We start from the raw sequence: 26,864 nt of genomic DNA, 5'->3' as shown, positions 1-26,864 counted from the left end.
ACATCATGACAAATAATGTTGGTCAAATACCATCCACGTACAATCTTTCGGGAATGACTGCTCAGCCCAATGCTGCCGAATCGTCTTCGAATGACATGCTCTCCTCGTTCAAAGAAATCCTTTCCACCATGATGATGACGAGCGGTGGTTTGTCTTCAGGTCAACAAAACAGTTCCGGGCTTAGTGATTTGATGGCTCCTCTCATGATGATCACCTTGCTTGAAAAATTGGTGGAGGGATTGGTCGAGCAGGAAACGCCAGCAGGGACTGTGCAGCAAAAAGATTTATTCAACCAGGGAAGTAAAATTGAACCTTCCGGTCGCCCCGTAGGAGGAGTATTAACCCAGAACTATCACCCTGGACATAATGGATTGGACTTTGGTATTCCGGTAGGCACTCCAATAGAATCGACCATGGATGGCAAGGTTGTGCATGCAGGCTGGAATAATCAAGGATATGGGAATCTCGTTATTGTAGAGAATGGCGGCTATAGAACGTACTATGCCCATCTTTCCAGTATTCCTGTATCAGTGGGTGATACTGTGCGTGCCGGGACGACGATTGGCCTTTCAGGAAATACTGGAAACTCGACTGGACCACATTTGCATTATGAAATACGAAAAAACAATGTTCCTGTTGATCCCACTTCGACGACCTTGGGTTCCTTTGCATAAAGAAGATCAGTCCTGCATAAAATAGGTAATACAGATGTGCAGGTAATCTAATTCATGACCGCACAATTGAGAGCGCCCGATTGACATCCAACATGGACCTATTACAAGTATTAAGACAGCTTGCCCAAAAGCGATCTGAGATCAAGATGTTGAATATTTATAAGGGCCTGCCAATCTCTTATGAAACCAGCATAGATTCTATCGGGGATTCCGAGATTCAGATGCGCAGTAATAAACATCAGATCGCATGTTTATATTATCAAGGCGAATCCTATTTGCAAGTGGAGGAATTACCTTTTATTATCCGGTCGCAGGTAATGAGTTTGAATCTGGCAAAGGAAAATGCCATATTTTCGAATTTTGAAGCGGTGAAAAATAATATTGGAAGCCGTGGGCAGATTCGAGTCGAGCCTAACGAGCCGCTGATCGTTGCCATCCAATTTAATGGGTCTGCATCCGAGATTCTTGCCCCTTTGGCTGATATATCAGCAGGCGGGGCAAGTGTTTATTTTGAGACATACATGTTCCCCGCGAGATTGTCTCAACCCGGTACTGGTCTTACCATGACCATTTCGCTTCCAGATTCCGCGTCACAAAAATTGAAAAAACTTACACAGAAGCCGAGTATCGAAAATAGAAAATTAAGTATGCCCCTGCGTACAAATCCCCACGAAGGGCAGGATGGCAATATTGTTATTACTGCCCGGGGGATGGTCATTGCGGTCCATCCCGAGTTCCATTTGAAACGCTACAGGGTCAGCGCAAAATTGTTTTTCAAAGACCTGAGCCGCACGGTGATCTTGCAGTATATTTCGCAGCGCCAATCAGAGATCATTCAGGATTTGCGCGTATTATCTGATGAATTGTATAGTCTCAAAAAATAGTATGAAATGAGTTTTCCCGGTCCTCTCCCAGTTTCGCCGATCAATACTGTTGCTGACCAAGAGGTTGGGCTTCGGTCATTTCAGCGTGTAACGGCCCAGGTATTATCAGTGACGGGGACCACTGCAATCTTATCGATCGAAGGGCACCCTGTGGTGGCACAACTAACTTCCGCAGATCAGGCGGCTGCCTTGCTGTCCCAGCGCACAGCTCAATTTATAGTTACACAGTTGACTGATCAGGTGGTAACGCTAAAGTTTGTAAAGAACGATCAAACTCAATCACCATCAGCTGGAAATGTCCCGAATGGACCTGAACTCGCTTTGCGCCTGCTTGAGCAGAACAACATGCCTGTGACGGTCAATAACCTGATGATGGCGCGCTCGGTACTCAAGCAACATTTGCCGGTTACCGCCAAACTCCTCAATGAACTATCTGGCGCTCTTTCAGAATACGGCTCATGGGGTGAGGCAGATGCTGAAATGGCGGCTGCCATGAAAGCTGCGGGGTTGCCAGTGACGGCAGAGAGCCTGAAATTGGCATCGCATCAGGCTGCGAAAACTGGCGAATCAGTCTCGGGCTTGATCACAATGCTATCCCGCCTAATGCAACAGGATTTACCACCAGAACTTCTGAAACAGTTAAAGTTGAATCTACAGACCTTAAACGCAGTGATTATCAATGGGGATGGAGAACCGTCCCAATTGACCGAACAGCTCAAGGCCTCAGTGGATTTATTAGGCAGATCTTTGGAAAGTTTTTTATTGGAACAATCTCAAAATCCAAAAGGGCTATTCCCCGAAAAAAGTCTGATAACTCTGGTTCGATTACAAAAAATGCTTGAACAGTTCGGACAAAAAGAGGGGGCCGAAGCCGTCAAGGAATTTCTTGTCAATATTCGCCAAAATCAGTTTATGAATGTTAAGCCCGATCCAATTCCTGGAAGTGGTGTATGGACTGAGATTGGTTTTATGATACAGAGCGCCCGGCAAAAAACGGAAGAAAAATCCTCATCCGCACATATACGGATTGCCCATGAATCCAAAGCGGATTCTGACAAAATTAACCCAGCCTATACCCGTTTGGTCATTCAGGTGGAGTTGAGTCCGGGCGAAACGGTTGAGGTAGATCTTTCACTGGTCGGCAAGCAAATTCGAACTTCGATGATGGCGTCAGATCCTTTATGGTGCGATCATGCTCAGAGTGAACTGCCTTCCTTTACGGATGCTCTCCAATCACTTGGTTATAACCTGAAAGATGTTCAAATTGGCGTGGGCAATCCCCAGCCATTTGGCGGAATTACGAAGGCATTATCGGGTGATACTTTGATGACCGTGAACATTGAGGTGTGAGTTGGCTTATAAACGGTTCAAAATTTCCCGTCAGTTGGATAATGATGAAAAGCCTTTGATGGCAACCGCATTACAGTACGACCCCGAAAGGGGCGGCGCTCCGAGAGTGGTTGCGAGTGGGCAACGCAAAGTGGCAGAGCAAATTCTGGCTGAAGCAAAGAAACATAACATTTCGATCTATGAAGATGCGGCACTGACTGCCGCACTATCCAATGTAAATCTCGGTGAAGAAATCCCTGAGGAACTTTATCGGGTGGTGGCTGAAGTATTGGCTTACATTTATCGTGTGGCAGACAAATATAAAAAATAATCAAGACTTTTAATATTAAGTTTAGAGTCGATTGGTAAAAATACTTGTCATCTCAATATTTTTCACTAATCTGCGCGAATTATTAACCAATTCGCGTAAATTCGCAGACAAGTTTTTTTGGAATTCTAAACTCAAGTTAAGTTAAATTTTTATTTAATATGCATTGCGGCCGTGCTTAGCATGGTAAAGATCAAGCGGGAATTGTTGGCCAAAAGAAGCCCAAGAAAAATAAGCAGAACAACCTGAAACCATTTTTTATCCGCAATTTCTTTCCATGCGAGCGCGAGAAAAAGAATAATGGCGTATGTCCAATTGGCTGAGTAAAGGAAGAGGTCTTTGCCATAACGCAGATGAAGTGTGAAATTGAAAATCAGAATACAGATCAAGGCAAAAGAGAAACGGTTGTCTTCTCTTTTAATGTTTTTCAAGAAGAGAAATGCGCCGAGCAGTATCAGTCCAAGCCAGAAATACGCGAGTGATTTGCCGAACAAAGATTCGTATTTACTCAACCGCAGCGGGTCAGCTTTGAACATCCATACTTTCAGGAAGGGAATTTCCTCCTGAAGAATTAATGGGTCAGGTGCGACAATGCTGTGAAGGGACATAACGCGCAGGATCGCCGAGGCTCGTCCAAGCGAGGGAACAAAGGTATTCCCGGTTTCTGCGTTAAGGCTGGAAGGGGTGAAAAAGTATGGCTGTGAATCAGGGTAGATAAAATTATTGAGGAGAGATAATGGGACAGTCAACGCGGCGACAATCAGGCCATATCTGACCCATTGTTTGAAATTCCGCTTGACAAAAATAAAGGCGATCACAGTTTGAGCAAAGTTTGTGATCGTGATCCCAAACGAAACAGCGCCGGTAATGATCAACACGAATAATGGTCTGTCTTTGAGCAATAGCACCAGGAAGATCAGGGCGGTCGCGGAAAGAAAAATATAAGTTTCGATCAACGAACCAAAGACTAGGTGCGAGGCAGAAGCGCCAAGAAGCGTGGCGATCAATAAGGCATAAAGTGAATTCCCGATCGTATGTTTTACAAAATACCAAGTCAGAAAAACACATAGTGCGCCCGATAATGCCACCAGAACAAACGCGGCGGCGAGCTTATCCCCCTTTAGGAAAAACCCGGTCAATGTTACCAATGGTCTGATTACTAACAAGACGAAGGGATGAACTGAACGCCAGTAATAATCCTCAAATGCGGGTGTTGTGAAGCGTGTCCGCCAAAGCAAGCCGTCGGTGTCGAAGAAAATATCATCCACGTCAAAGGCGGGCCGGTTGAAAATGGATGCGAGGAGCAGGTATGTTGAAAAGAAAAAGAGACCGAAATAAGCAGGCCGGGCAGATTGTTTTTTATAAATTCAAAGACTAAAGTTTGTTTTAGTTTGTTATGACGGGCAGGGGATAAAAGCCATGTTGAAATTGGGAGGGCGGGAATAACCGCAAGAATAAAATAAATGAGTTGGGGTTTTTCAAGCAAAAAGTATGACGCGTCAAAAAGGCTGGTGAACTGTCCCGCCATTTTATACAGGGTCAGCGCGAAGATGGAACATATAATGAACAGGGTGGTGATGATTCCAAAATCAACCGGACTGTTTTGGAGTAGTCTCCTGGCCCTGCCTGATACATAATAAAAAAATATACTCATGCCTGAATGGACCAGGAGCGTGAGCAGGGTGATCTCAAAATATGTGGAATAAAAATTGCTTATGTAACCAAGTGAATAATAGCTAAAAAGAATACTCAATACCCCTGCAAGAAACAAGCGTGTATTTATAAAGCGCACGTTAAATACCAGAAACAATATTTAAACGGGACGATAAAGTAAGCTTATCGTCCCGTTTATTTTTTACTTCAATTCCTGTGCGAGTTGGAGGAATTCGTTCCATTCTTCTTCAAAGAAATGAACAGTAACACTGCTTAATTCAATGTGATAGGTGACTTCGCCGTCCGGTTCCTCGGCTTTCCAGGCAATGAAGTTTTCGGTCTCTGCTATGGTGCTGGTGCGGGGTTCATCATTTTTGTTGCTCATGGGATTCTCCTTAAGATGCTTCTGATTGTTCTGCGAATGTGGACACTATCGTAGCCACGAATTACAAATGTAACGGGGCGATCACTTTTCCTGATGCTGGAACAGGCCAAGTCGCCGTATGAATCGGCGGATTGAAACGATAAATCTCGATCCGATCGGCGGCGGCGGCTGGCGCTGTTCCTCTTCGGGCCAGGGATCTAAATCCAGCATTTTCCGCATGGTGTATTTCCATAAAAGCGCAGCAGTGGCGAGGATCGGTGCGGCGACGACCACGCCAACGATGCCGAACAAATTAGCCGCGACAATGGCGGCAACGAGTACCGCGGCCGGATGCACTTTTAGGGCGTCAGACAGAATGCGCGGCGAAATTATATTGTCAAAGATCTGGTCAATGAGCAGTGCGGTGATGAGCACGATGAGTGTGTAATAAAAGGGTGATAGTCCAAACAGTTTATATACCTGAAAGAAAGTAACCAGAACAAGCACGATCCAGTTAATAGCGGGACCAATATAAGGGACAAAGCGGGCAAGGCCGGCCAGGAATGCAAGGCTGATGGCGTAGCGCACCCCAAGGATGCTAAGTACAACGGAATAGACTGTGACTGCGAGTATGAAGATGATGATCTGCCCGCGCAAAAAGGCGTTCCATGTGCGTCCCAGTTCGCGGGAAAGGCGTTCAAAGTCGAGTTTGTAGTTTGGGACATCAATGGTAATGAATTGACCGCGTAACCCACCGCTTTCAGCGAGCACAAAATATGAAACAAGGATCACGAACAAGGTCCAGCCGAGGAAGTTGGCTGCACTCCCTGCAACTGACCCTACTAATGTGCCAGTCTGGCTTAATAGCGACTGCACTACGCCGAGTATCTGGCTGCTGATGGTGCTCAGATCCAATGCGCGGAAATCCAGTTTGAACGGGCCAAATTGATAAACCTGGCCGGAAATTTTTTCAATGAGCTGCGGCAGGGTGGTAATGGCATCCTGTATGATAGCAACGAGACTTTGAATTTGTTGTACCAATCCCACGCCGCCAAGAGTTAGCAACCCTAGCAACAGGATGATAATAACTACGTAGATCACAGCAACAGATGCGCTCCATGAAAAATGCAATTTGCGCTGAATAAAATCAGCAAGCGGTTGGAACAGGTAGGCCAATACAAGTGCGATCAACAGGGGCGTGAGGATAAATTGGAATTTAACCAATAATGCACCAATGATCACAACAATGGTGAGGGCAACAACGAGTTTTGTGTTCGTTCCCCAGGATGGAGAGGAGAGGCCTTTTGATTCGGTCATGGTAACTTTTCCATTTTTGTTTGATTCTATCAAAGATAAGTGATTTTACAACATAAAACAACAAACCCGCGAGTTTGGGCTCGCGGGTTTGTTTGAAGAGAAAAAGAAGTTTACGGACAAGCTCCAGAACCCCTTAAAATCTCAGCGATGATACTAAATGGGAATACACACCAGCGAAAAGTCGCGTCCACCCAGACAAAGGTGCTGATACAGATACAAATAAACAGAAAGACCACAATGCCAATAATAATGGGGGCCATATTTGTCTTTTTGAAAGGCGTGGATGGGGAAGCAGATGAGGCTGGAATTGGGGGAATGTATGCAGGCACGGATGCCTGTACAGGCGGCGGCTCAATCCGTGTGGCTTTGCGTGATACAGCCACTGTGGCGCCAGGATCCATATTGATCGCATCGTACATTAGTACGATATGCTCGCCCAGTGAAACTACATCGCCGGGTTTGAGCACCACTGGACCGGCAAGTCTTTGACCATTTACAAAAGTGCCGTTGGTGGAGCCAAGATCTTCAAGCACATATTTTCCACCTTGAAATGAAAGGCGGGAGTGTTTGCGTGAGATTTCCGCGTCGTTGATCGCGACTCCGTTGGAGGCGTCTCTTCCAATATGGATCTGATCTCCTTCTAGTGGGAAGATTATGCCGGGCGTTGGCCCCGATCGCATTACAAATTGAAATTGAGACATCTTTTCCTCCAGCGATAATGACAAATGATGTGTTTTTTTCTAGTTTACAAGTTTAGCAAAAAAAAGTCAAATCATTACTTTTTTTTACTCTGTTTATTATCAGCGGTTTCTGTAACGCGCCTTCCATGCGGCAGGTAAACTACAAATACTGTTCCAACACCGGTCTTGCTTTTTACTTCGATGCGTCCGTTGTGCCCCTGGATGATCTGTTTGCATATGGAAAGCCCGAGGCCCGTGCCGGCAATGCGTGATTCGTTTTCACGAACGCGGAAGAATTTTTCAAACAAGTGCGGTAAAGATTCTTCGGGGATGCCGAGCCCGGTATCTTGAATATAGAATGCAATATCCTTTTCAGTTTCCTCTGCGCGCAGCATGACCGAACCATTGGGGCGATTGTATTTAATGGCATTACTCAATAAATTCAACAACACTTGTTTGATCTTATCGCGATCAGCTTCGAGCAGAGGCAGCCTTTCAGGCGATTCCACGCGGATCTGGATGTTGTCTTCAGCAGCTTTGGTCGACATTACATCCTTGCACTCATACATCAAATCCGCGATGCTAAACGAGTTCTTGCGGAATTGCACGCGGCCCGACTCAAGCCTCGCTAGATCCAGGAAGGATGAAGCGAGCGCGTTCAGGCGGATGGTTTCGTTATGGATATTATTGATGATCTGATCGCGCTGGTCCTGGGACATTTCCGGCCGCAAAAGTAAATACGTGGCAGTGCTCAGGGAGGATAGCGGCGTGCGTAATTCATGGACAAATTCGGCGATTAGATCTGATTGTTGGAACAGGCGGGCATTTTCGATCGCGACAGCGGCTTGCGCTCCCAACACCAGCAGCATCGATTCGTCAGTGTCCGTGAATTTGCCTCTGTGTTTGTTGATCGCCTCCAGTACGCCCACGATTTTATTCTTCGTGACCAGGGGAATTCCAAGGATCGATTGCGTGGAATAACCAGTGGCCTGCTCGATATTCGAAAAAAAGCGTGCGTCATCATGCGCGTTGACAATGCGAACAGCCTGACGGTTGAGTACGATCCAGCCCGCAATACTGCCTTCCAGTGGAACGACCAGCCCGCGCTGGGTGGATGCATCCAGGTTCGTTGAGACCTGAAAATATAATTTTTGTGAAGTGTCGTCATATAACAGGATAGAGGCGGCCTCGGCCCCGCTGATCTCTGCGGCAGCATGTACGATGCGTGATAGAAGAATGTCCAGATCAAGGGTGGATGCAAGGTCGCGCGCAATATCGATCAAACGACGATAGCCATCCAGACGTTGGGTTTTTATTTCAGCCATTGAGAACTCTCTCTGTAATTGCAGGAATGATCATTGCCACGTCCTCAAGGATCGTGACATCTGCACGGACGTTTAGATAGGTTTGTGTATTATTGATAATGATAAGATGTGCGCCGCGATCCAGCGCCTGCATCGGCAGGCCGGCGACCGGCAGGACTTCCAAAGAGGAACCAGCCACCAGCATCAGGTCACATTGACGCGCTTCCCGCTGCGCTTTGAACCATGCCGCCTGGGGAAGTTGTTCACCAAACAGGATCACATCCGGCTTCAGAACCTGACCGCATTTTGGGCAATGAGGAATCTCTCCCTTTTCAACAAATGACGCGAGGTGAAATTCCGCGTCTACGCGATGATAACACTGGGTGCAGGTCAAGGTTTTCATTGTTCCGTGCATTTCAATCACGCCAATTGAGCCGGCCTTCTGGTGAAGTACGTCTATGTTTTGAGTAATGATACAAGATATGCGACCCGCTTTTTCCAGTTCAGCCAGGGCGGTGTGTGCCGGATTAGGCTGCGCGTAATAAATTTGATTGGCCAGCGGACGAAACCATTGGAAAAATTTCTCTGGATGTGTACGAAACGTATGCAGCGAAGCAACCTCCATCGGTTCATCGCTTGACCACAAGCCTGTTCCGGTGGAGCGGAAATCCGGAATACCAGATGGGGTGGAGAGTCCGGCGCCTGTCAGTACTACAGCATGTTTTGATTGACGGAATAGATCTGCCGCGAAATCAATATTTGTCTGCGTCTGAGGCGAAAACTGGATCATTGCGCCTTTTCGCGCTCTATAAGGGTGTCGGCAATTTTGAGGAATTGCTGGGATGTCATGTTTGTCGGCTGGCACATAACAGCGGGTGTCTGCATACGTTCAGCCTGCAGGAATAATTCCGGCGCGGGTGTGAGCGTACTCGCAATCGAATGTCCCAATTTTTCCTGGACCTGAGTCCATGACATTTGCGCTTCAGAGCGCTGACGATTGTTCAAAACCACGCTTATGCTCTTACGGTCAATGTGCATGTCTACGATGTTGTCGATCAACATTTTTGTGTGTTGGATTGTGCTTGGCGTGCCTTCCATGACGATAATTCGTTCCGCGCACATTGGGAGGATTTTTTGTACAAAGGTTGGCAGGCCAGTTCCCAGGTCCAGAACAATGAAGCGGGCGAGTGAAGAGAGGCGTGAAACCAGCGCTTCGTAATTTGTCACTTGTGAGGTCAGGGTTATATCACGCGGATTATCAGAGGCGAGGAAAAGTTTAATCCCGGAAGTGTGGGGCACTAGTGAAGCTTGTACTTTTTCGCGCGTCACTTCCACAACACTGCCTTGCAAAATTTCAGTCAACCCCTTTTGAGTCGGCACATCAAAATTGATGCCAAATGCACCCTGACCGGGGGTTAGCTCTGCTAGAATCACATCTGATTGGGTACGGGTAAAGATGCCTGCCGCCAGATTGGCCGCCAGTGAAGATACGCCCAACCCGCCGCGCGCAGAAAGTACTCCTATCACGTAGCCGTGTTGCTCAGGCGAAGCGGTAACAATATCTTTTGGTTCTTTGTGTACAGCGCGCGCAAGCAATGCTTTTACATGCGACTGTAATTCTGTGGGGTGGGTTGGCTTGGTCAGGTAATCATCTGCTCCGACTTCAAAGCCTGTTACCTTGTCATCCAGTTGAGTTTTTGCTGTAAACATTAAAATGGGTATCGCTACGGTTACCGGGTTTTTTCGCAGGCGGCGAGTGACTTCATACCCATCCATATCAGGCATCATTACATCCAATAGGATCAGATCCGGGCGTTCTTCCAGCGCTTTTGCCAAACCCTGTGAACCGTTCGATGCGGCGCTGATCTCATAGCCTTGTCTTTGCAACATCAAACCGACAAGTCGCAGCGTGTCTACATCGTCGTCTACGATCAGAATTTTTTCAGCCATTTTTGCCTCTTCGCTTGAATAATTTCAATATAAATGATTATAACGGATTAATAACGGTATGCTATAATAAAATTGCATTGGAAAAGGTTCTCCGTACCTATTGGGGATGACAGGCTTCGACGGGAGAGGCTGGTTCCGAAATGCGAGCCGAGCGCGCGCCGAACTCGTTAAATCAGCGCAAAATTTAAGTGCCAACCGCACTTCATACGCTGCTATGCCCCTCGCCGCCTAAGGCGAACCATAACAGTTGACATCTTAGGATGTCACGTCCGCCGGCACCGTCCTCTACCGGGTGACGGATCGGGCGAAACAAAGGTAGGGTGCTGCGCGCGATTCTGCTAAGCGTGCCCAAGACCAGCAGATGGTCACAGAGTTACCTGCCCGCCGAGATCTCTGTGATGACTAACTTCGGCAGGCTACGCTCGTAGATTTTCGAGGGTCGAGTCTTTCGGACGCGGGTTCAATTCCCGCCATCTCCACATAAATTCGTCCGGCAGTTTTTGCCGGACGAATTTTCTTATTCAAAACCAATGCTTTCAACTGTGATTTTGAATGGAGCAATATTACACAAGATAAGTTCTTAAGTACTAGTTCTCAAAAATCATGACAAAACATGGGTATCATTACCGCAAATCCAACGACTACACATACAAGTACAGCAATTCTCATTTATCAAAAAAATCAAGCATAATGCGAATTGCGGAATAATATGGAGTAAAAATGCAAATAAAAGCCATGAAACCTGTGATATTTCTTCTTGCCATTTTGACTTTGGCCAGCCTTGCATGCAGCGTTGACTTGTTTGGAACGCCCACACCCGCGCCTGCACTTGAAGTTCCCTCAACAGAGGCATCAGCCCAGCCAGAACAGCCTGCCGCAACCACGGAGCCGCAACAACCCACAACCAACGCCCAACAATTTTATACAGAGGAATTTGATTCGGAGAGCGAGTCATGGCAATACCTGGTAGTAAATGGATCGAATAAGAAAATTGTCAACGGCATCGTGGGTTTAATGTCTGTCCGCCCAATTGGAGGACTTTTGATATTTGATCTACAAGGGCCGAGCGCATGGGTGTATGCCACATACGAGCCATATACTTATACAGACGTCCGCCTCGATATCAGGACAAATAACCGCGGCTCCAATAACAACAACATCAGTCTCATCTGCCGTAAAAGTGATGCCGGCTGGTTCGAATTTGACATTGCCAATAATGGTCTTTATGAGATTCTATTCGGCAAGATCGTTGGAGACAGCGTAGAATACACCCCGATCGCAGATGGCGGATCAAGCAGGATCAAGACAGGCATGGCAGAGAACGAATATGGCATCACCTGCTTGGGCAACACACTAACCCTTTATATCAACGGAGAAGAAGCCCGCAGATTGGAAGATAAAAAATATCTTTTGCCCGAAGGCAAGGTCGGCCTCGCGGTGTCGTCCTTTAGAGATGCGCCTGTTACTGTGGATTTCTTTTGGGCCAAGATCAGCCAGCCGTAGAAATAGCCGATCCTGTTTAGGCAAGCCGCATCAAGTGATGCGGCTTGCCTTTTTTCATTTACAATTCAACCATGAACAGTAAATATATACTCATTGTGTCTTTTATTGGAATCTTATTCCTGTCAGCCTGTAGCGCCTCGACACCTGCCCCCGCACAAACGGTATTACCAACTCCGATCGCCCCGCCTCAGACTCCGCCCAAAACTGCCACGGCAACATTGACATCTACGCCTGTTCCGACAGCCAGCGAAGTACCCACAGTTATTCCAATGTATTTTAGCGAAGAGTTCAACACAGATCTCAATGCGTGGGAGTCTTTCCAAACGGGTGGAACAAATCCGCCAATTGTTAAGCTTGAAAACGAGTCGTTGCGTATTGATTTTTCCACAGCCGATACCTGGTTTTACGCTGTGCATACCGCGCATGAGTATTCAAATGTGTCAATCAGCGCAAGTGTTAATGGGTTAAGCGGTTCGGTGGGACTGGTGTGTAATTACAGTGAAGAAAACGGCTGGTATGAATTCAATATCGCAAGCGATAGAACATATAGTATTTTGTTTGGTCAAAGGCTGGCGGACGGTGTCGCTAAATATGTCCCGATCGCAAACGGCGCCGCCGATATCCTGGAATCTGGAAGTTTGAATTACGAGATCGGATTGATGTGCGACGAGAATAACTTGAAAGTATTCATTAATGGGATCCTCTTCCGCAGCCCTGATATCACCCGTTATGATCTGAGCGGCGGCAAAATTGGTGTTACAGCATCTTCATATAAAGAAATTCCCGCTATCATACTTTTTAATTGGGTAAAAGTAAGTGAACAATAAGGGTTCGTTTTTTAACGACCTGGTGTTGTATCCAATTATCCTTTTTGCTATACTTTTTATGTCAAGATCAATAAATGAGAGGAGAAAAAATGCGAACATTCCTGCGTCCGATCCTATTCCTGGTATTCATATTGCTCTCTGTCAGTCTGGCCTGTTCGGCTGTAACAGGTGGCGGCAATAATAATGATGTTCCGCCTGTAAATGATGGAGGCAACGATAATCCGCCGCTTGAACTGCCAACCACAGTACCCTCCATGGTTCAGCCCACAGTTGAACAACCTGTAATTGTTCAACCGACCCTTGAAGCGCCCACGTTGGAAGTGCCAACCGTTGGCCCTCAGAAATTCTATAAAGAAGAATTTGATGCGAATACAAATATTGAAAATTGGTCATACTTCACCACTGGCCCGGGTGGTGATGACTCAAACCTTGTTATTGAACAAAAAGGGGAAGGCTTGAATTTTGATCTCGGCGCTCTGGATCTATACGTTTATTACTTGTATGAAGGTGAAACCTACGAAGATGTAGCGCTGACCTTGGTCGCAGAGAACCAAGGGGTAAACAATAATAATGTAAGCCTGGTCTGCAGGCTGGATTATGATAATTCAGAATGGTATGAATTTAGTTTTGAAAGTGGCGGCGTCTGGTTTTTATATGCATATCAGGACGGCTATAATACCCTCGACAATGGCGGCTCCAATAAGCTTAACCAAGGGAAGGCGACCAACGAATATGGCATGACCTGTGAAGGGAATACGATTACCATGTACATTAATGGGGAGAAGATCAAGGAATATAATGATAGGAACTATAACTTTAGTGAAGGGCAGGTCGGTTTCAATATTTCTTCCTTGAATGTCCTGCCGGTTACAGTGGAAGTTCATTCTTTTGATATCGCAGAGCCATAAACAAATTTGAGGTCTATCTTGAGCCGCTCCAATAACATGAAGCGGTTTTTTTTATGTGTATCTAATATCTTGTTAACAGAATTCTTGCATACATAGCTTAATATTTATTTATTGAAAACTACAAGCAAGGAGTAACCACATGGCAAAAATCATCGGAATTGATCTCGGTACGACGAACAGTGTTGTCGCTGTTATGGAAGGCGGCACCCCCACTGTTATTACCACTGCAGAGGGCGGACGGCTGTGTCCATCCATTGTTGCGTTCAACAAGAACGGCGAGCGCATGGTTGGACAGACTGCCAAACGACAAGGTGTTATAAATTCAGATAACACGATCTATTCAATTAAACGCTTTATGGGCCGGCACTTTGAAGAAACCAGCGTTGAGCGCGGCATGGTTCCATTCAAGGTGGTTGAAGGGCCGTCCAATGACGTGCGCGTCAAGATCCCCGTGACTGGGAAGGAATATTCTCCGCAGGAGATCAGCGCGATGGTGTTGGGTAAACTCAAATCAGACGCTGAAGCGTATTTGGGTGAACCTGTTACGCAGGCGGTTATTACTGTCCCTGCATATTTTAATGACAGCCAGCGCCAGGCAACAAAAGACGCGGGCAAAATTGCCGGCCTGGAAGTCTTACGTATCATCAATGAACCCACCGCCTCTGCGTTGAGTTATGGTCTCGACAAGAAAAAGAACGAAACGATTCTGGTATTTGACCTTGGCGGTGGTACATTCGATGTGTCTGTGCTCGAAGTCGGCGAAGGTGTGATCGAAGTCAAATCCACGAATGGCGATACCCACCTTGGCGGTGATGACTGGGATCAGAAGATCACCAACTGGGCGGCAGATGAATTCAAGAAGGATCAGGGCATTGACCTGCGCAGCGACAAGCAGGCGTTACAACGCTTGCGTGAAGCTGCAGAGAAAGCCAAGATCGAGCTTTCCACAGTGATGGAAACCGAGATCAACTTGCCCTACATCACTGCCGATGCGAGCGGACCGAAGCACCTGCAGTTAAAACTCACACGCGCAAAATTTGAACAGATGACAGCCGACCTGCTCCAGCGCTGCCGTAAACCATTTGAAGCGGCACTCAAAGACGCTGGCCTCTCCGCGGACAAGCTCGATGAAGTCGTGTTGGTCGGCGGTTCATCACGCATGCCAATGGTTCAGGACCTGGTCCGCAGTTTGACGAATGGCAAGGAACCGAACAAAGGCGTCAACCCGGATGAAGTTGTGGCGATCGGTGCGGCCATTCAGGCTGGTGTGCTTGCCGGCGACGTGAAAGATATTCTACTGTTGGATGTCACCCCGCTTTCCCTCGGCGTGGAGACCATGGGGAGTGTTATGACCGTGATGATCGAACGCAACACGACCATTCCCGTGCGCAAGACCGAAACATATTCCACGGCCGCTGACAATCAGACCGCTGTTGATATTCACATCCTGCAAGGTGAACGCCCACTTGCCAATGACAACATGAGCCTCGGAAGATTCCGCCTCGACGGCATCCCGCCGGCCCCTCGTGGTGTACCTCAGGTTGAAGTGACCTTCGACATTGATGCCAACGGCATTCTGCATGTAACAGCCAAGGACAAGGCCTCTGGTAAGGAGCAGAAGATCACCATCACTGCTTCCACGAATTTGAACAAGAATGATATTGAACGCATGGTTCAGGAAGCGCGCCAGAATGAGACTGCGGATAAACAACGCCGCGAATTGATCGAGGTCAAGAACAATGCTGACAACCTCGTATATCAAACCGAAAAGGCACTGCGTGAACTTGGGGATAAGGTTCCATCGGCGGAACGCGGCTCCATCGAAACCCAGATCAACGATCTAAAGCAGGCTGCGCAAAGCGATGATGTGGCCAATATTAAGAAGCACACTGAGACCTTGCAAAACGCATTCCACGCGTTGAGCCAGCAGTTATATTCACAAGGTGATCCGCAGGCACAGGGACAGGCGCAGCCTCAAGGCGGCGGTAAGTCTGCCCCGCAGGACGGCGATGTGATAGATGGTGAAGTGAAAGAGTAAATTGCAAAGTGAATAAAAAAACGGTGACCGATTAATCGGTCACCGTTTTTTTTATTTGGCCAAGGAAAATAAACTTCGAAACTGGAGCAATTATCCCTGAGTTGGGCGCGGAGCTGCCGGGGCGACCGGCTTTTTATTTTGCGGGAAATATTTGTCGATCACACCCACAAGAATCCGATACATCAACAGGAAGATCAAGCTCCCGGCTGTGTACCAGTAATAATTTTGCGCCCAGCTCGAGCTGGTGTCTGTTCCGCTAAAGATACCGTGGAAGATCCCGAGCAGATACATTCCAAAACTGCCGTAATGCAGGAAACGCCATGATTTTTGCCCGATGATCGGGCGGATATAAAACGTGATGGCAAGGATCGCCCATGCGTAGAATCCGATCTGCCCCATGCCAACCCAAAACGGGCGGTACGCCACGGTGCTGAATGGGATGAGCAGCTGCAGCAGAGTGAATTTTATATAATGATCGCCAAGAATGACGATCGCGTGAAAAATTGCGAACGCCAGCCCCAGCAAACTGACATATTCATGAATGGCAAATGCGGCGGGCGCGCCCGGCCACAGCCGTGCCATTTTGTTGGTAATGCTAAGCCCCAATGCCATGGAGAGCCACAGCAGGGACAAAGAGACGAAAGCGGTTGCGCGTGAAAGATACCAGTATGCTTTGGGGGCATCACCACCCAGCGAAAATGCCATATTGGGCAGCCAGGCTGGCAGAAGCAATACTGCCACAAGCAAACCGGCTGTCATGGAAACCAGGAACATTACAAATGATTGCAGGTTGACCGATGATTCATTAAATTCAATTTGATCTGATGAGTTAGCCATTTCTTATATCTCCTTACAAATATCCATTTATTCCTTGACTATATAAAATCGTGCCGCTTTCAAGGATAATCAGCCCCGCCAGATTTTTGGATTCCAACCAGGCGAGACCTTCTTTACTTCCACGGATCAACACTGACTTTGCGGCTGTTTCCGCTTCGACAGCAGTCGGCGCCACGATGGTGGCAGAGACGACGTCTGACTCGGCTGGCAAACCGCTATGCGGATCGATAATATGATGGCGTAGTTGACCGCCTTGCATCCAGCGACGGCGGTCGGTGGATGAGGTCGCCACCCCGCAGCCGTGATCAAAATACATCATCCCCATGTAACCACTGCTTCGATCAAAAGGTCTGTGTACGCCGATCTCCCAGGGATTGCCATTTAGGAGGGGGCCGCTCATGAAAATATCTCCGCCGCAATTCATCAATGCAGAACCGAGATGCTTAAGGCGGTGAACCACTTGTTCAGCCGCCCAGCCTTTGGCGATACCGCCAAAATCGAGTTGTACATCTGCGGGAAGACATATGCTTCGGGTTGATTCATCCCATGTTAATGAAGCCAGTGAACGGACCATTGGCGGCTCAGATTCATACGGGGAAAGGTTCTGACCCGCCAGTAATCCGAAATCGCGGTCATATCCTGATTCGATTACAGCTGCGGCGATGGTTGGTGTTACCAGTCCGTCTGTATATTTTTCAGCGGATAGGGCGGATTGAAAGACCTGCCAGAGAGTATCAGAAACCGGAACGAGCTGATCGCTCGCCCGGTTTAACAGGGTCAACTCACTATCTATGCGGAAACGGCTCAAAACCTGTTCCCATTCCTCGAACCAACCTGGTACATCTGCCAATTCGATGGGGGACTTGTCTGAGCCGTTATCCACACAGACGAGCATTTCAGTGCCCATGGCACGGAATTGTAAGCGGTGGACCATTAGGAGCCGCCTGTGCCTCCGCCGCCACCCCCACCGCCGCCCCCACCAGTTGCAGGGGGCGGTGGTTCTGTCCCGCCGCCACCCCCGCCACCACCTGTGGCGGGGCCGGGGTCAGCTGCTGCCATGGAACTGCCGCCACCCCCGCCGCTATCATTATTTCCACCGCCTCCGCCGCCCCCGCCGCGGCGTTGTTGTTGAATTACGACAACAACCTGTTTTGGTTCAGCTCCACCAAAATATACTTTGCCAACTTGAGGTGCTGACTGGGCTGAAACGTCCGCGTTGGCTGTTGATGGGTCATTGCCGGTTTGTTGCTGTGAGCGTTCCAGAGCAGAGGCGCGATCCGGACCAGCGAACAGATTCCAGCATGCTAAAGTGGTGACCATGGATACGGTCGCGATAGCCACTTGAACATCGTTCCAGTTTTTAGGTGCGAGTTTATTACTTGCCATTGGGTCTGCTCCTACTTAATAGTTTGGCGTTAATCATCGTGCTCGTCTTCACCGCCGTTGTCATTGCCAGAGTCTTCATCATGGTCATCATCATTAGTATTGCTGCTGTTATCGTTGCTGCTGTTGTCGTTCGAGCTGCTGCTGGATGACACGCTGGTCGAAGACCCGCCGCCATTATCACCACTGTTACCGCTGCTGCCAACCCAGGTTGACTGGCCACCAGCAATATAAGTGACCGGTAATTTTGAAATGGACAGGATATTTCCATCCAGACCCACATAAACCAGATCGCCAGACGAGAATGTCACCATATACGCATCCACTCCATTAAGTTTCGCGTTCTCGGCGGCATATAGGTCAGTGCGCCCAATCACGTTGGATGCCAGATCGGCGGCCTGTTCAATTGTCATAGCGCCGCTTAAGGTGCTGGATGTTCCAGTGATCATCGTGTTGACGGGTTGCGCCTGTGATTGAGTTTGCTGCTGCGTGGCTTCTGTTGCAGCGCCGGTTTGAACGATCTTCTGATAAGCCGAGGCTACCCCAAACATTACGGCTAACATGAACGTGGTCAGTGCGGCTGAAATGAACAATGTGCTTTTTCTCATTAGATTAGTCTCCTTTTGACTGTATATGGGATAGGTCGCTCTGCCTCTAAAAAGGTTACTGTCTGGCATATTAGGATTCACTTAGAAAAACCTTTCAAATCCGTTTGGCGGGAGCCTGCAATGATTTTGTTATATAATTCTGTCATGAAAACACGCTTTAAACGTCTTTGGCTGATCCCAGCGGCCATTTTTCTGCTTATAAGTTTTTACTATTTCCCTCCTGTTCACAGTCGTCTGGCATGGCGTCTAGACAACGTAGTTGTCCAGGTAAAACATTTTTTTAACCCGCCGGACGAAGTTGTGTTCCAGCCCAGCGGGACATCGCCGCTCACCATCGAGACCGTTATCATGACGACTCGCGCCGAATACCAATTGACTCTCACGCCCCCCACTTTACTGGCGACTTCCACACTTAAGCCCGGCCCCACCGCCCGCCCAACGATCACCTCCACCCCTTTGCCCGCTTCGGTTATCCTGAAGGGAGTTAAATACGTTGACCAGCGCAACCGCTGGAATTACTGTGGACCAGCCAACCTGACCATGGCGCTCAATTTTTGGGGCTGGAAGGGAACCCGCGATGATGTTGCAAAGGTCATCAAACCTGGCGAAGACGACCCCAAAAAGGATTTCATCGAACGCGGCAAGATCGATAAAAATGTCATGCCATATGAAATGGTGGACTTCGTCAATGACACCACCGAACTCTCCGCGGTATATCGTTCTGGCGGAAATATAACTCTGCTCAAAAGTCTCATTTCCGCTGGATATCCCCCGATTGTAGAAAAAGGCTATTATGAGCGTGACTCAAACGGGTCAGTCAGTTGGATGGGACATTATCAATTCGTGACCGGTTACGATGATGTGACAAAGAAATTCACGGTACAAGATACTTATCTTGACGGACCCAATTTCAAGATAAGTTATGATGAATTCGTCGAAGGATGGCGCGATTTCAATTACCTTTTCATGGTCGTGTACCCGTCAGATAGTGAAGAGAAAATTCGCAACCTGCTCGGACCTTGGTCTGACGATCAATGGGCAAATCAGCATTCATTGGATATTGCAAATGAAGAGGTATCCACGCAGGCCGGGTTCAACGCCTTCTTTGCCTGGTTCAATAAAGGCACGAGCCACATTCAACTTCTGCAGTATGCAGATGCCGCCGCCGCTTACGATCAGGCGTTTAAAATCTATGCAACTCTTGATACGGTCAAACGTCCCTACCGCATGATGTGGTATCAGACCGGTCCCTATAAAGCCTATTATTACAGCGGACGGTATGCAGATGTGATCAACCTGGCCAAAATAACTTTGGATAGTGTCAGCGGCGGTCCGTATTTGGAGGAAAGCCTGTACTGGCGCGGCATGGCTTATTACATGGCCGGCCAGACCGAACTGGCAATTGATGATTACCGCGCTGCGTTAAAAGTCCACCCAAAATGGATACCAGCGACACAGGCATTGCAGGACCTTGGCTTTCAACCTTAAAACATACATGCGGACTTTAATGTCCGCATGTATGCATGAAAAATTTATAATCCTTATCTGTGGGAAGTAGGATGATGCACGCCGATGGGATCCTGCTTTGAAGTGGAGATCACCTTTCCGTCCATGCTTACATACACCAGATCACCGGACAGGAAAGAAACCAGATACACATCCGAGCCATTGAGCTGGGCATATTCTGTGATATATACATCTTTACGCCCGAGGACCTTGGCGGCTTCGGCAGCGGCGTCATAGATCCGTACAGTTCCAGCCGCAGGGGCATCCGCCAGGTTTGGCGTGATTTGCGGCTGTTCTTGCGGCTGAACCTGTTCCTCTGTCTGCGAATCATTGCCCGGCACAGCTGCTTCAACAACTTTACGATATGTGGAGACCAGCATAAACAAAAGCCCGATCACTACAGCGGTCAATATGATTGAAAGAATCAAAGTACTTTTTCTCATGGGGTAATTTCCTTATTGTTAATTTTGAAAAATGGATTTTATCTTTTGATGTGTTATTTTTGCAATCATCCGTAAGTCATAATGGAATTAATACAATCTGCAAATTTGTAAGTCGTGTAAGCATACACCAAAGTTACTCATGTTGCACAAGATGGTTTCGCCAGGATTTGAAAAATGAAAATTCTACACTTCGCCGACGCGCACATTGATATGGCCAACTACGGCCGCCACGACCCGGTATCTGGTCTGCCGATGCGTGTGCTGGACTTCCTCAAGTCACTGGATACGATCGTGGATGCCGCCATCTCTGAAAAAGCGGATTTGGTCATCTTTGCCGGGGACGCGTACAAAGACCGCTCACCCGCGCCAACATTTCAACGCGAGTGGGGGCGGCGCATTATGCGCTTGTCGCAGGCGCAAATCCCTACTTTGTTATTGATCGGCAACCATGATATTTCCCCAGCCGCCGGGCGCGCGCACGCGCTTCAGGAATTTAAAACCTTGCAGGTCCCTTTTGTGCGGGTATTGGATCAACCCTGTTTTCTCAAACCAGATGATCTTTGGGGATTGCCGATTCAAGTCATTGCCATGCCGTGGATCACACGCTCAGGGCTGATGGCTGTGACAGGTGAAACCGATTCAGCCGAAGCATTTTCACGCATTGAAGGAAACATCGGAGAATTAATAGAAGGCTGGCTTGAAGAAAGAGATACATCCCTGCCGGTCATTCTCACAGCGCACGCATCCATTGAAGGCGCGAAGTTTGGCGGCGAGAGTCTTGTGATGCTTGGTAATGACCTTGTGCTTTCAGGCAGTTTGGTGAAGAATAAAAAATTCAGTTACGTGGCCATGGGACATATCCACAAGCCGCAGGATGTGAACGAAGGCTTTCAGCCGCCAGTGATTTACCCTGGTTCCATCGAGCGCGTGGATTTTGGCGAAGCAAAGGAAGACCGCTACTTTGTCATTGCTCATGTAGAACAAGGAAAAGACACCGAGGTGGAGTGGATCGAACTCACAGGGGCGAGAAAGTTCATAGACCGCCGAACAGTTCTCAGGTCAAATGAGAACGTGAACGATGCGCTTAAAGACGCATTACCCAGCCCGAAGGAAATGTCTGAGGCGATCGTGCGCCTGTCGGTTGAATATCCAAGAGAGTGGGATACATTGATCGATGAATCCGCGTTAAGAAAATACACGGAAGGTACATTTGAATTTCATTTGGTGAAGCGCCCGCAAAGCGAGGCGCGTGTCCGAATAGCGGAGGGGCAGGTGATCAGCAGTTTGAGTCCGCTCGATCTGCTCGCGCAATATTTCGAAGTGGTTGCAGTGTTTTTCTTCTTTATGCTTTTGCATCAAACCGATAAATTAATGATCGGCTCTTTACAGGTACAGATCAGCGATGACTTTGACCTCAACAACAGGCAATGGGGATTGATCAATTCCGGCGCGTTATTCGTTGCCACAATTCTCTACCCGATCTGGGGCTATTTATATGACCGCTTCGCACGCACAAAATTAATTGCGCTCGCATCCTTCATTTGGGGCGCGACCACCTGGCTCAATGCCATTGTGCGCCCTTTGCCGGCTTTCATGATCACACGCGCATCCACAGGCATTGACGATTCATCCTACCCTGGCTTGTACACATTGATCGCGGATTATTTCGGCCCGAACCTGCGCGGAAAAGTGTACGGCATCTTACAGCTTGCACAGCCTCTTGGTTATTTGACAGGCATGATCCTTGCCTTGATGGTCGCGCCCATGATCGGCGGCTGGCGCTCCATTTTTTACATCACAGGTTCATTGGGATTGGTGATCGCGGTCCTGATCTATTTCGGCGTGAAGGAAATGCCGCGCGGACAGGCCGAGCCGGAATTTGAGAACATGCCTGAAATGCAGACCTTCAAATTCTCCTGGGCGGAAGCGCGGGAAATATTCAAGAAGAAGACCATGTGGTTCGTCTTTTTGCAGGGATTCGCGGGTGTTTTCCCGTGGAACGTGATCACCTTCTTCTTCTTTGGCTATCTTGAAACAGAACGCGGCTACGATGCCAACAGCATTCTCTTCACTATGGCACCTGTCATCCTCATCCTCGCCAGCGGATATTTCATCGGCGGCGCGCTTGGTGACCTTGCTTTCAAACGCAGCAACAAAGGCCGTATTATTGTTTCCAGTGTGTTGGGGTCTTAATGGGCGCGCTCTTCATGTACCTCGCCATCACCACTCCGATTGACGCAAAGAATCAATTCTTTATTTTCATGTGTCTCACGGCGGTCTTCATGCCGCTTTCCTCCGCGAACGTGATCGCCACAGTCTATGATGTGACCGTGCCGAAGTCCGCTCTACTGCGCAGGCCGTGGAATATTTCATCGAAAACGCGGGCGCGGCTTTCGGCACCGATCATTACCGGCGTTATCGCGGATGCATTTAGCTTGCAAACTGCCATCCTGCTGATCTGTTCGGTGGCATGGGGCTTGTGCTTCTTCTTCTACCTCGGCGCGATCTTCACCATCGACAAGGACTCGCACGATCTCCGCGCACAAATGGCGGCCCGCGCAAAATCCATGTAATTTCGCAGGGGTGAAGCATTCTCTTATGTACATCGCACAGATCGATCTCAACAACAAAAGGCAGGTGGAGGATTTCCTCCATTTGCCTTTTTCCATTTACAGGGATATTCCACACTGGGTGCCGACCCTGCAAATGGATGAGCGATTCAGACTTAACCCGAAGAGGTTCCCGTTTTATAAACATTCGCAAGCTACATTTTTTATCGCTTACCAGGGAAGCAGTCCTGCGGACGAATCGACGCGCGCAATAGGCCGCCTCGCTGTTTTGGACAACTGTCACTACAACGAATACAACAAAGAATCCACAGCCTTCTTCTATTTATTTGAATGTGAGAATAATCTCGAAGCCGCGAGCGGATTATTCTCCGCAGGCTTTGAGTGGGCACGTTCGCGCGGATTAAATAAAATCCTCGGTCCCAAAGGATTCACTCCGCTGGATGGATTTGGTCTGCTCGTCAAAGGCTTTGAGCATCGCCCCGCGTTTGGCTTGCCATACAACCCTGAATATTATGCACCGCTCATCGAAGCACAGGGATTCACCAAACACGGAGAATCCGTTTCTGGCTATCTCGGCACCAGCATCCAATTCCCCGAGCGTGTGCACGAACTTGCTGAACGGATCGCCAAACGCCGTGGAATGCGCATCGCGCGTTCCAATACCCGCGCTGAATTGCGTGCGCTCATTCCACACATCAAGGAACTTTACAACTCGTCACTCGAAGGAACGACAGGCAATACCCCGCTGACCGATGAGGAGATCGACACGCTTGCAAATCAGATCCTCTGGCTGGCCGACCCTAAGTTGATCAAGCTCGTAATGAAGGAGGATAAGGCTGTCGGCTTTCTCTTCGCCTACCCAGATGTTTCCGCCGCACTGCAAAAGACCAAAGGCAAATTATTCCCCTTCGGCTGGCTGACCCTGTTACAGGAATTAAAGAGAACCGACTGGCTCAACATCAACGGCGCGGGCCTGCTCCCCGAATATCGCGGCTCAGGTGGGACGGCGATTCTGTACAGCGAAATGTTCAAGTCGGTACGGGACTCGGGTCAATTTAAACATGCGGAGGTTGTCCAGATCGGTGTGGAGAACCAAGCCATGCAAAGGGAAATGGAAAACTTCGGCATTGATTTTTACAAGACGCATCGAACCTACGAACGCGATTTGTAATACAAATTTCAGTTCTTTTGACAGTTAATATCCAATACAGAAAAGGCTACAATAAAAAGCGGAGGGTCAAATGACCATCATTGTTGCCGATACCACCTGCGGTTTACCGCGTGACCTGCTCGCACAGCGAGGCATTCCTGTGATTCCGCAAGTTGTCATGTTCGGGGAGGATTCATTTCATGACGACAAGGAAATGGATACAACCACGTTCCTGCAAAAACTCAAGGCATCCAAGTCACTGCCCAAAACATCTGCGCCTGAACCACCGTTATATTTCCCTATATTCAAAGATGCGCAGGAAAAAGGCGAGAGCGTGATCGTGGTAGCGCCGACCGGCAAAGCCAGCGGAACTGTCCGCTCGGCACAGACTGCGGCGATTGAATTCCCAATGCTGGATGTGCGTGTTGTTGATACGTTGACCATTTCCTGCAATCTGGCGTCACTGGTTCTTTTGGCGGATGACATGGCCAAGGCTGGTGAATCAGCAGATGCGATCGTGGCGAAACTCGACGATATGATCCCGCGTGGACGGATTTACTTCCTCGTGGATACGCTCGAATATCTCGCCAAAGGCGGACGAATCGGCGGGGCAAAACGTCTGCTGGCTGAACTGTTGGAGATCAAACCCATTTTGCAGGTAAAGAATGGACAGGTCGAATCCTTCGAACAGCAGCGGACAAGAAAACGCGCACTGGCGCGCCTTGTGGAAGTGGTGGCGGAGCAATGCCCAGGCCCCGCTGGGGAATCCGCTCATTTGTGTGTGATCCAGGTTGAGGCGGAGAGTGAAGCGCAGTCTCTCGCTGCAGAGTTAAAGTCACGGGTCAGCGTTTCACAAATCCCCATTTACGAATTGCCTCCCGCGATTGTGGTTCATGCCGGGCCGAGGGCAATGGGAGTCGGCTTTTTTGTAAAATAGTCTGGTGACAAAGAATTGTGCTAAATACCACATGGTATAATTTTGCCGCTAATCGCAAAAATCCCCACAAATGTGGTTATTTCTGAAGGAGAACGTTATGTCTGGTCATTCAAAGTGGAAAACGATTAAACGCAAGAAAGGCGCAGCCGATGCCAAACGAGGCGCCATCTTTACACGGCTCACCCGTGAAATTGTGATCTCCGCCCGCGAAGGCGGCAGCGATATTGATTCAAATTTCCGATTGCGTCTTGCAGTGGACAAAGCCCGTGCGGAAAACATGCCCAAGGATAATATTGAGCGCGCCATTAAACGCGGCGCGGGCGAGGACAAGGACGGCACGGTCTTTGAAGAGATCACCTTTGAAGGCTACGGCCCGCACGGATCGGCGCTGATGGTTACGACCGTCACCGATAACCGCAACCGCACCGTACCCGATATGCGTCACGCCTTCAGCAAATACGGCGGCAACATGGCAGATGTCGGCGCAGTCGGCTGGCAGTTCGACCGCCAATCCTATTTCGCCTTCCCTTCAAGCCAGATGCCTTTTGACCAGGCTTTTGAACTCGGCATCAATGTCGGCGCGGATGATGTGGTGGACAGCGGCGAGACCATCGAAATTTATGCTCCCGTTGAATCCTTCAAGACGATCGCGGATGCACTGCATCAGGTCCATGTTCACCCGGATGAATCAGGCTTGCGCATGTTCCCCAAGCAGGAGATCGAACTCGATGTTGAGTCCACTTTGAAATTCATGCGCATGGTGGAAGCCATCGAAGAACTCGACGATGTGCAGGATGTTTTCCACAACGTCAAAGTTTCAGACGAAGCACTGGCTGCCCTCGAAGCTGCTTAAAGAAATCCAACCCAAGACGTCGTAGGGTCTTTTTGGACTCGCGCTCCGCCCCTACTTTCTTATTTAAAATGACACTAGCCTTAGGAATTGACCCCGGTACCGCCACCACTGGATACGGACTCGTACGCCTCACGCGTGACGGGGATCTGGTCGCTGTTTCCTATGGCATTCTCTCCACTCCAAAAGAGTCCACGCCTGCCGCGCGCCTCGAAATGTTATTTGACCAGCTCAATGATCTGCTCAAAGAGCACAAGCCTGACACAGCCGCAGTTGAAAAATTATTCTTCCAAACCAACGTCAAGACTGCCTTGGCAGTGGGACAGGCTCGCGGCGTGATCCTGCTATGCATCCAAAAAGCGGGACTTGAACCTTTTGAATACACTCCCAACGAAGTCAAACAAGCCGTCGCTGGTTATGGCGGCGCGGATAAACGTCAGGTGCAGGATATGGTGCGCGCATTATTGCAGCTTGAAAAGATCCCCAAGCCCGATGATGCCGCCGATGCGCTGGCGATCGCGATCACGCATTTGAATACAAAGCGATATGAATAACCACAAAGACACCTTAAGATATTAGATTGGAGGGAATAATGACTTATATTATGGTGGATGTTGAAACAGATGGCCCCATCCCGGCTGATTTTTCCATGATATGTTTTGGCGCGGTAATTGTAGATGATGCACTGGACAAAACGTTTTATGGTCAGCTACACCCCGTCAGCGAAAGCTGGATACCTGAAAGTCTGCAAATCAGTGGTTTTACAAGAGAACAAACTTTACAATTTGATGATCCCAAAAAAGTAATGAATAAATTTTACG

The 26,864-nt window shown here is 48.5% G+C and carries 27 protein-coding genes, 1 other RNA gene and 1 pseudogene; 17 read left to right on the top strand and 12 right to left on the bottom strand.

Translation table 11 applies throughout. The features are described from left to right. Positions 1-5: 5 nt before the first annotated feature. The 4 genes from IPL17_RS03095 to IPL17_RS03080 all read left to right on the top strand — a co-directional run bounded on the left by IPL17_RS03095 (position 6) and on the right by IPL17_RS03080 (position 3,218). Entirely contained in the window at positions 6-674 is a 669-nt protein-coding gene (locus IPL17_RS03095; protein ID WP_345305616.1) for a M23 family metallopeptidase, read from the top strand. A 92-nt stretch (positions 675-766) separates the two neighbouring features. Continuing rightward, positions 767-1,558 (top strand): hypothetical protein, encoded by a 792-nt coding sequence (locus IPL17_RS03090; RefSeq protein WP_345305615.1) that lies wholly within the window; start codon positions 767-769, stop codon positions 1,556-1,558. A 345-nt stretch (positions 1,559-1,903) separates the two neighbouring features. After that, positions 1,904-2,908 (top strand): hypothetical protein, encoded by a 1,005-nt coding sequence (locus tag IPL17_RS03085; RefSeq protein WP_345305614.1) that lies wholly within the window; start codon positions 1,904-1,906, stop codon positions 2,906-2,908. 1 nt (position 2,909) lies between these two features. Then, positions 2,910-3,218, top strand: coding sequence for an EscU/YscU/HrcU family type III secretion system export apparatus switch protein (locus IPL17_RS03080; protein ID WP_345305613.1), 309 nt, complete (start codon positions 2,910-2,912; stop codon positions 3,216-3,218). A 149-nt stretch (positions 3,219-3,367) separates the two neighbouring features. On the opposite strand, the gene IPL17_RS03075 is transcribed toward IPL17_RS03080, so the two are convergent. The 7 genes from IPL17_RS03075 to IPL17_RS03045 all read right to left on the bottom strand — a co-directional run bounded on the left by IPL17_RS03075 (position 3,368) and on the right by IPL17_RS03045 (position 10,483). Continuing rightward, positions 3,368-4,483: a hypothetical protein gene (locus IPL17_RS03075; RefSeq protein ID WP_345305612.1), complete on the bottom strand. Its 1,116-nt coding sequence runs from the start codon at positions 4,481-4,483 to the stop codon at positions 3,368-3,370. Between the two features lie 587 nt (positions 4,484-5,070). After that, complete coding sequence (locus tag IPL17_RS03070; protein ID WP_345305611.1) at positions 5,071-5,253, bottom strand: hypothetical protein; 183 nt, start codon at positions 5,251-5,253, stop codon at positions 5,071-5,073. An 81-nt stretch (positions 5,254-5,334) separates the two neighbouring features. Further along, a complete protein-coding gene (locus IPL17_RS03065) occupies positions 5,335-6,549 on the bottom strand; it encodes an AI-2E family transporter (RefSeq protein WP_345305610.1) in 1,215 nt (404 codons plus the stop codon). 110 nt (positions 6,550-6,659) lie between these two features. Next, complete coding sequence (locus IPL17_RS03060) at positions 6,660-7,250, bottom strand: FHA domain-containing protein (RefSeq protein WP_345305609.1); 591 nt, start codon at positions 7,248-7,250, stop codon at positions 6,660-6,662. Positions 7,251-7,324: 74 nt separating this feature from the next. After that, positions 7,325-8,554: an ATP-binding protein gene (locus tag IPL17_RS03055; RefSeq protein WP_345305608.1), complete on the bottom strand. Its 1,230-nt coding sequence runs from the start codon at positions 8,552-8,554 to the stop codon at positions 7,325-7,327. Further along, the gene (locus IPL17_RS03050) at positions 8,547-9,323 is read right to left on the bottom strand and encodes an NAD-dependent deacylase (RefSeq protein ID WP_345305607.1); all 777 of its coding nucleotides are present in this window, start codon (positions 9,321-9,323) and stop codon (positions 8,547-8,549) included. Before IPL17_RS03050 ends, IPL17_RS03055 begins: the two co-directional genes overlap by 8 nt. Further along, positions 9,320-10,483 carry a response regulator gene (locus tag IPL17_RS03045; RefSeq protein WP_345305606.1) on the bottom strand — a complete coding sequence of 388 codons (1,164 nt, stop codon included), beginning with the start codon at positions 10,481-10,483 and terminating at the stop codon, positions 9,320-9,322. Before IPL17_RS03045 ends, IPL17_RS03050 begins: the two co-directional genes overlap by 4 nt. Positions 10,484-10,585: 102 nt before the next feature. Between IPL17_RS03045 and ssrA the strand changes: the two genes are divergently transcribed. The 5 genes from ssrA to dnaK all read left to right on the top strand — a co-directional run bounded on the left by ssrA (position 10,586) and on the right by dnaK (position 15,759). Next, positions 10,586-10,965, top strand: a transfer-messenger RNA (tmRNA) gene (gene ssrA, locus IPL17_RS03040). Positions 10,966-11,203: 238 nt separating this feature from the next. Beyond that, positions 11,204-11,986: a hypothetical protein gene (locus IPL17_RS03035; RefSeq protein ID WP_345305605.1), complete on the top strand. Its 783-nt coding sequence runs from the start codon at positions 11,204-11,206 to the stop codon at positions 11,984-11,986. A gap of 71 nt (positions 11,987-12,057) precedes the next feature. Continuing rightward, a complete protein-coding gene (locus IPL17_RS03030; RefSeq protein ID WP_345305604.1) occupies positions 12,058-12,813 on the top strand; it encodes a hypothetical protein in 756 nt (251 codons plus the stop codon). 89 nt (positions 12,814-12,902) lie between these two features. Beyond that, positions 12,903-13,721 carry a hypothetical protein gene (locus tag IPL17_RS03025; protein WP_345305603.1) on the top strand — a complete coding sequence of 273 codons (819 nt, stop codon included), beginning with the start codon at positions 12,903-12,905 and terminating at the stop codon, positions 13,719-13,721. A gap of 139 nt (positions 13,722-13,860) precedes the next feature. Next, the gene (dnaK, locus tag IPL17_RS03020) at positions 13,861-15,759 is read left to right on the top strand and encodes a molecular chaperone DnaK (protein WP_345305602.1); all 1,899 of its coding nucleotides are present in this window, start codon (positions 13,861-13,863) and stop codon (positions 15,757-15,759) included. Between the two features lie 90 nt (positions 15,760-15,849). On the opposite strand, the gene IPL17_RS03015 is transcribed toward dnaK, so the two are convergent. The 4 genes from IPL17_RS03015 to IPL17_RS03000 are packed head-to-tail and all read right to left on the bottom strand — an operon-like array spanning position 15,850 to position 18,587. Further along, positions 15,850-16,596, bottom strand: coding sequence for a hypothetical protein (locus IPL17_RS03015; RefSeq protein WP_345305601.1), 747 nt, complete (start codon positions 16,594-16,596; stop codon positions 15,850-15,852). Positions 16,597-16,609: 13 nt separating this feature from the next. After that, complete coding sequence (locus IPL17_RS03010) at positions 16,610-17,530, bottom strand: FAD:protein FMN transferase (protein WP_345305600.1); 921 nt, start codon at positions 17,528-17,530, stop codon at positions 16,610-16,612. Beyond that, positions 17,530-17,982 (bottom strand): hypothetical protein, encoded by a 453-nt coding sequence (locus IPL17_RS03005; protein ID WP_345305599.1) that lies wholly within the window; start codon positions 17,980-17,982, stop codon positions 17,530-17,532. Before IPL17_RS03005 ends, IPL17_RS03010 begins: the two co-directional genes overlap by 1 nt. 29 nt (positions 17,983-18,011) lie before the next feature. After that, positions 18,012-18,587 (bottom strand): hypothetical protein, encoded by a 576-nt coding sequence (locus IPL17_RS03000; protein ID WP_345305598.1) that lies wholly within the window; start codon positions 18,585-18,587, stop codon positions 18,012-18,014. Positions 18,588-18,731: 144 nt separating this feature from the next. Between IPL17_RS03000 and IPL17_RS02995 the strand changes: the two genes are divergently transcribed. Further along, positions 18,732-20,075 carry a C39 family peptidase gene (locus IPL17_RS02995; RefSeq protein ID WP_345305597.1) on the top strand — a complete coding sequence of 448 codons (1,344 nt, stop codon included), beginning with the start codon at positions 18,732-18,734 and terminating at the stop codon, positions 20,073-20,075. A gap of 53 nt (positions 20,076-20,128) precedes the next feature. Here the strand turns inward: IPL17_RS02995 and IPL17_RS02990 are convergent, their stop codons facing one another. Beyond that, positions 20,129-20,536 (bottom strand): hypothetical protein, encoded by a 408-nt coding sequence (locus IPL17_RS02990; RefSeq protein WP_345305596.1) that lies wholly within the window; start codon positions 20,534-20,536, stop codon positions 20,129-20,131. Positions 20,537-20,710: 174 nt separating this feature from the next. On the opposite strand from IPL17_RS02990, the gene IPL17_RS02985 reads away from it, so the two are divergent. From IPL17_RS02985 to IPL17_RS02955, 7 genes and pseudogenes are all read left to right on the top strand, one after another. Next, positions 20,711-22,729 (top strand): MFS transporter, encoded by a 2,019-nt coding sequence (locus IPL17_RS02985; protein WP_345305595.1) that lies wholly within the window; start codon positions 20,711-20,713, stop codon positions 22,727-22,729. Continuing rightward, complete coding sequence (locus tag IPL17_RS02980; protein WP_345305594.1) at positions 22,729-23,109, top strand: hypothetical protein; 381 nt, start codon at positions 22,729-22,731, stop codon at positions 23,107-23,109. Before IPL17_RS02985 ends, IPL17_RS02980 begins: the two co-directional genes overlap by 1 nt. A 25-nt stretch (positions 23,110-23,134) precedes the next feature. Beyond that, positions 23,135-24,277 (top strand): hypothetical protein, encoded by a 1,143-nt coding sequence (locus IPL17_RS02975; protein ID WP_345305593.1) that lies wholly within the window; start codon positions 23,135-23,137, stop codon positions 24,275-24,277. Positions 24,278-24,347: 70 nt separating this feature from the next. Then, the gene (locus tag IPL17_RS02970) at positions 24,348-25,193 is read left to right on the top strand and encodes a DegV family protein (RefSeq protein ID WP_345305592.1); all 846 of its coding nucleotides are present in this window, start codon (positions 24,348-24,350) and stop codon (positions 25,191-25,193) included. 97 nt (positions 25,194-25,290) lie between these two features. After that, positions 25,291-26,046, top strand: coding sequence for a YebC/PmpR family DNA-binding transcriptional regulator (locus IPL17_RS02965; RefSeq protein WP_345305591.1), 756 nt, complete (start codon positions 25,291-25,293; stop codon positions 26,044-26,046). Positions 26,047-26,114: 68 nt separating this feature from the next. Beyond that, positions 26,115-26,597 (top strand): crossover junction endodeoxyribonuclease RuvC, encoded by a 483-nt coding sequence (ruvC, locus tag IPL17_RS02960; RefSeq protein ID WP_345305590.1) that lies wholly within the window; start codon positions 26,115-26,117, stop codon positions 26,595-26,597. A gap of 38 nt (positions 26,598-26,635) precedes the next feature. Next, positions 26,636-26,864 (top strand): annotated as a pseudogene (locus IPL17_RS02955) (exonuclease); the annotation flags it as partial.

Source organism: Candidatus Villigracilis saccharophilus (genome assembly GCF_016711665.1).
Note: the sequence above shows the minus strand (reverse complement) of the source record. Positions and strands in the feature narration are given on the sequence as shown.

Bases quoted from the DNA above. Each gene is read 5' to 3' on its own strand.
- IPL17_RS03090 (WP_345305615.1), top strand. From the start codon at position 767: ATGGACCTATTACAAGTATTAAGACAGCTTGCCCAAAAGCGATCTGAG.
- ruvC (WP_345305590.1), top strand. From the start codon at position 26,115: ATGACACTAGCCTTAGGAATTGACCCCGGTACCGCCACCACTGGATAC.
- IPL17_RS02980 (WP_345305594.1), top strand. From the start codon at position 22,729: ATGGGCGCGCTCTTCATGTACCTCGCCATCACCACTCCGATTGACGCA.
- IPL17_RS02970 (WP_345305592.1), top strand. From the start codon at position 24,348: ATGACCATCATTGTTGCCGATACCACCTGCGGTTTACCGCGTGACCTG.
- IPL17_RS03055 (WP_345305608.1), bottom strand. From the start codon at position 8,554: ATGGCTGAAATAAAAACCCAACGTCTGGATGGCTATCGTCGTTTGATC.
- IPL17_RS03060 (WP_345305609.1), bottom strand. From the start codon at position 7,250: ATGTCTCAATTTCAATTTGTAATGCGATCGGGGCCAACGCCCGGCATA.
- IPL17_RS03070 (WP_345305611.1), bottom strand. From the start codon at position 5,253: ATGAGCAACAAAAATGATGAACCCCGCACCAGCACCATAGCAGAGACC.
- IPL17_RS03035 (WP_345305605.1), top strand. From the start codon at position 11,204: ATGCAAATAAAAGCCATGAAACCTGTGATATTTCTTCTTGCCATTTTG.
- IPL17_RS03000 (WP_345305598.1), bottom strand. From the start codon at position 18,587: ATGAGAAAAAGCACATTGTTCATTTCAGCCGCACTGACCACGTTCATG.
- IPL17_RS02965 (WP_345305591.1), top strand. From the start codon at position 25,291: ATGTCTGGTCATTCAAAGTGGAAAACGATTAAACGCAAGAAAGGCGCA.
- IPL17_RS03045 (WP_345305606.1), bottom strand. From the start codon at position 10,483: ATGGCTGAAAAAATTCTGATCGTAGACGACGATGTAGACACGCTGCGA.
- IPL17_RS03095 (WP_345305616.1), top strand. From the start codon at position 6: ATGACAAATAATGTTGGTCAAATACCATCCACGTACAATCTTTCGGGA.
- IPL17_RS03010 (WP_345305600.1), bottom strand. From the start codon at position 17,530: ATGGTCCACCGCTTACAATTCCGTGCCATGGGCACTGAAATGCTCGTC.
- IPL17_RS02990 (WP_345305596.1), bottom strand. From the start codon at position 20,536: ATGAGAAAAAGTACTTTGATTCTTTCAATCATATTGACCGCTGTAGTG.
- IPL17_RS03030 (WP_345305604.1), top strand. From the start codon at position 12,058: ATGAACAGTAAATATATACTCATTGTGTCTTTTATTGGAATCTTATTC.
- IPL17_RS03050 (WP_345305607.1), bottom strand. From the start codon at position 9,323: ATGATCCAGTTTTCGCCTCAGACGCAGACAAATATTGATTTCGCGGCA.
- IPL17_RS02975 (WP_345305593.1), top strand. From the start codon at position 23,135: ATGTACATCGCACAGATCGATCTCAACAACAAAAGGCAGGTGGAGGAT.
- IPL17_RS03015 (WP_345305601.1), bottom strand. From the start codon at position 16,596: ATGGCTAACTCATCAGATCAAATTGAATTTAATGAATCATCGGTCAAC.
- IPL17_RS03085 (WP_345305614.1), top strand. From the start codon at position 1,904: ATGCCTGTGACGGTCAATAACCTGATGATGGCGCGCTCGGTACTCAAG.
- IPL17_RS02985 (WP_345305595.1), top strand. From the start codon at position 20,711: ATGAAAATTCTACACTTCGCCGACGCGCACATTGATATGGCCAACTAC.
- IPL17_RS03025 (WP_345305603.1), top strand. From the start codon at position 12,903: ATGCGAACATTCCTGCGTCCGATCCTATTCCTGGTATTCATATTGCTC.
- IPL17_RS03065 (WP_345305610.1), bottom strand. From the start codon at position 6,549: ATGACCGAATCAAAAGGCCTCTCCTCTCCATCCTGGGGAACGAACACA.
- IPL17_RS03005 (WP_345305599.1), bottom strand. From the start codon at position 17,982: ATGGCAAGTAATAAACTCGCACCTAAAAACTGGAACGATGTTCAAGTG.
- IPL17_RS02995 (WP_345305597.1), top strand. From the start codon at position 18,732: ATGAAAACACGCTTTAAACGTCTTTGGCTGATCCCAGCGGCCATTTTT.
- dnaK (WP_345305602.1), top strand. From the start codon at position 13,861: ATGGCAAAAATCATCGGAATTGATCTCGGTACGACGAACAGTGTTGTC.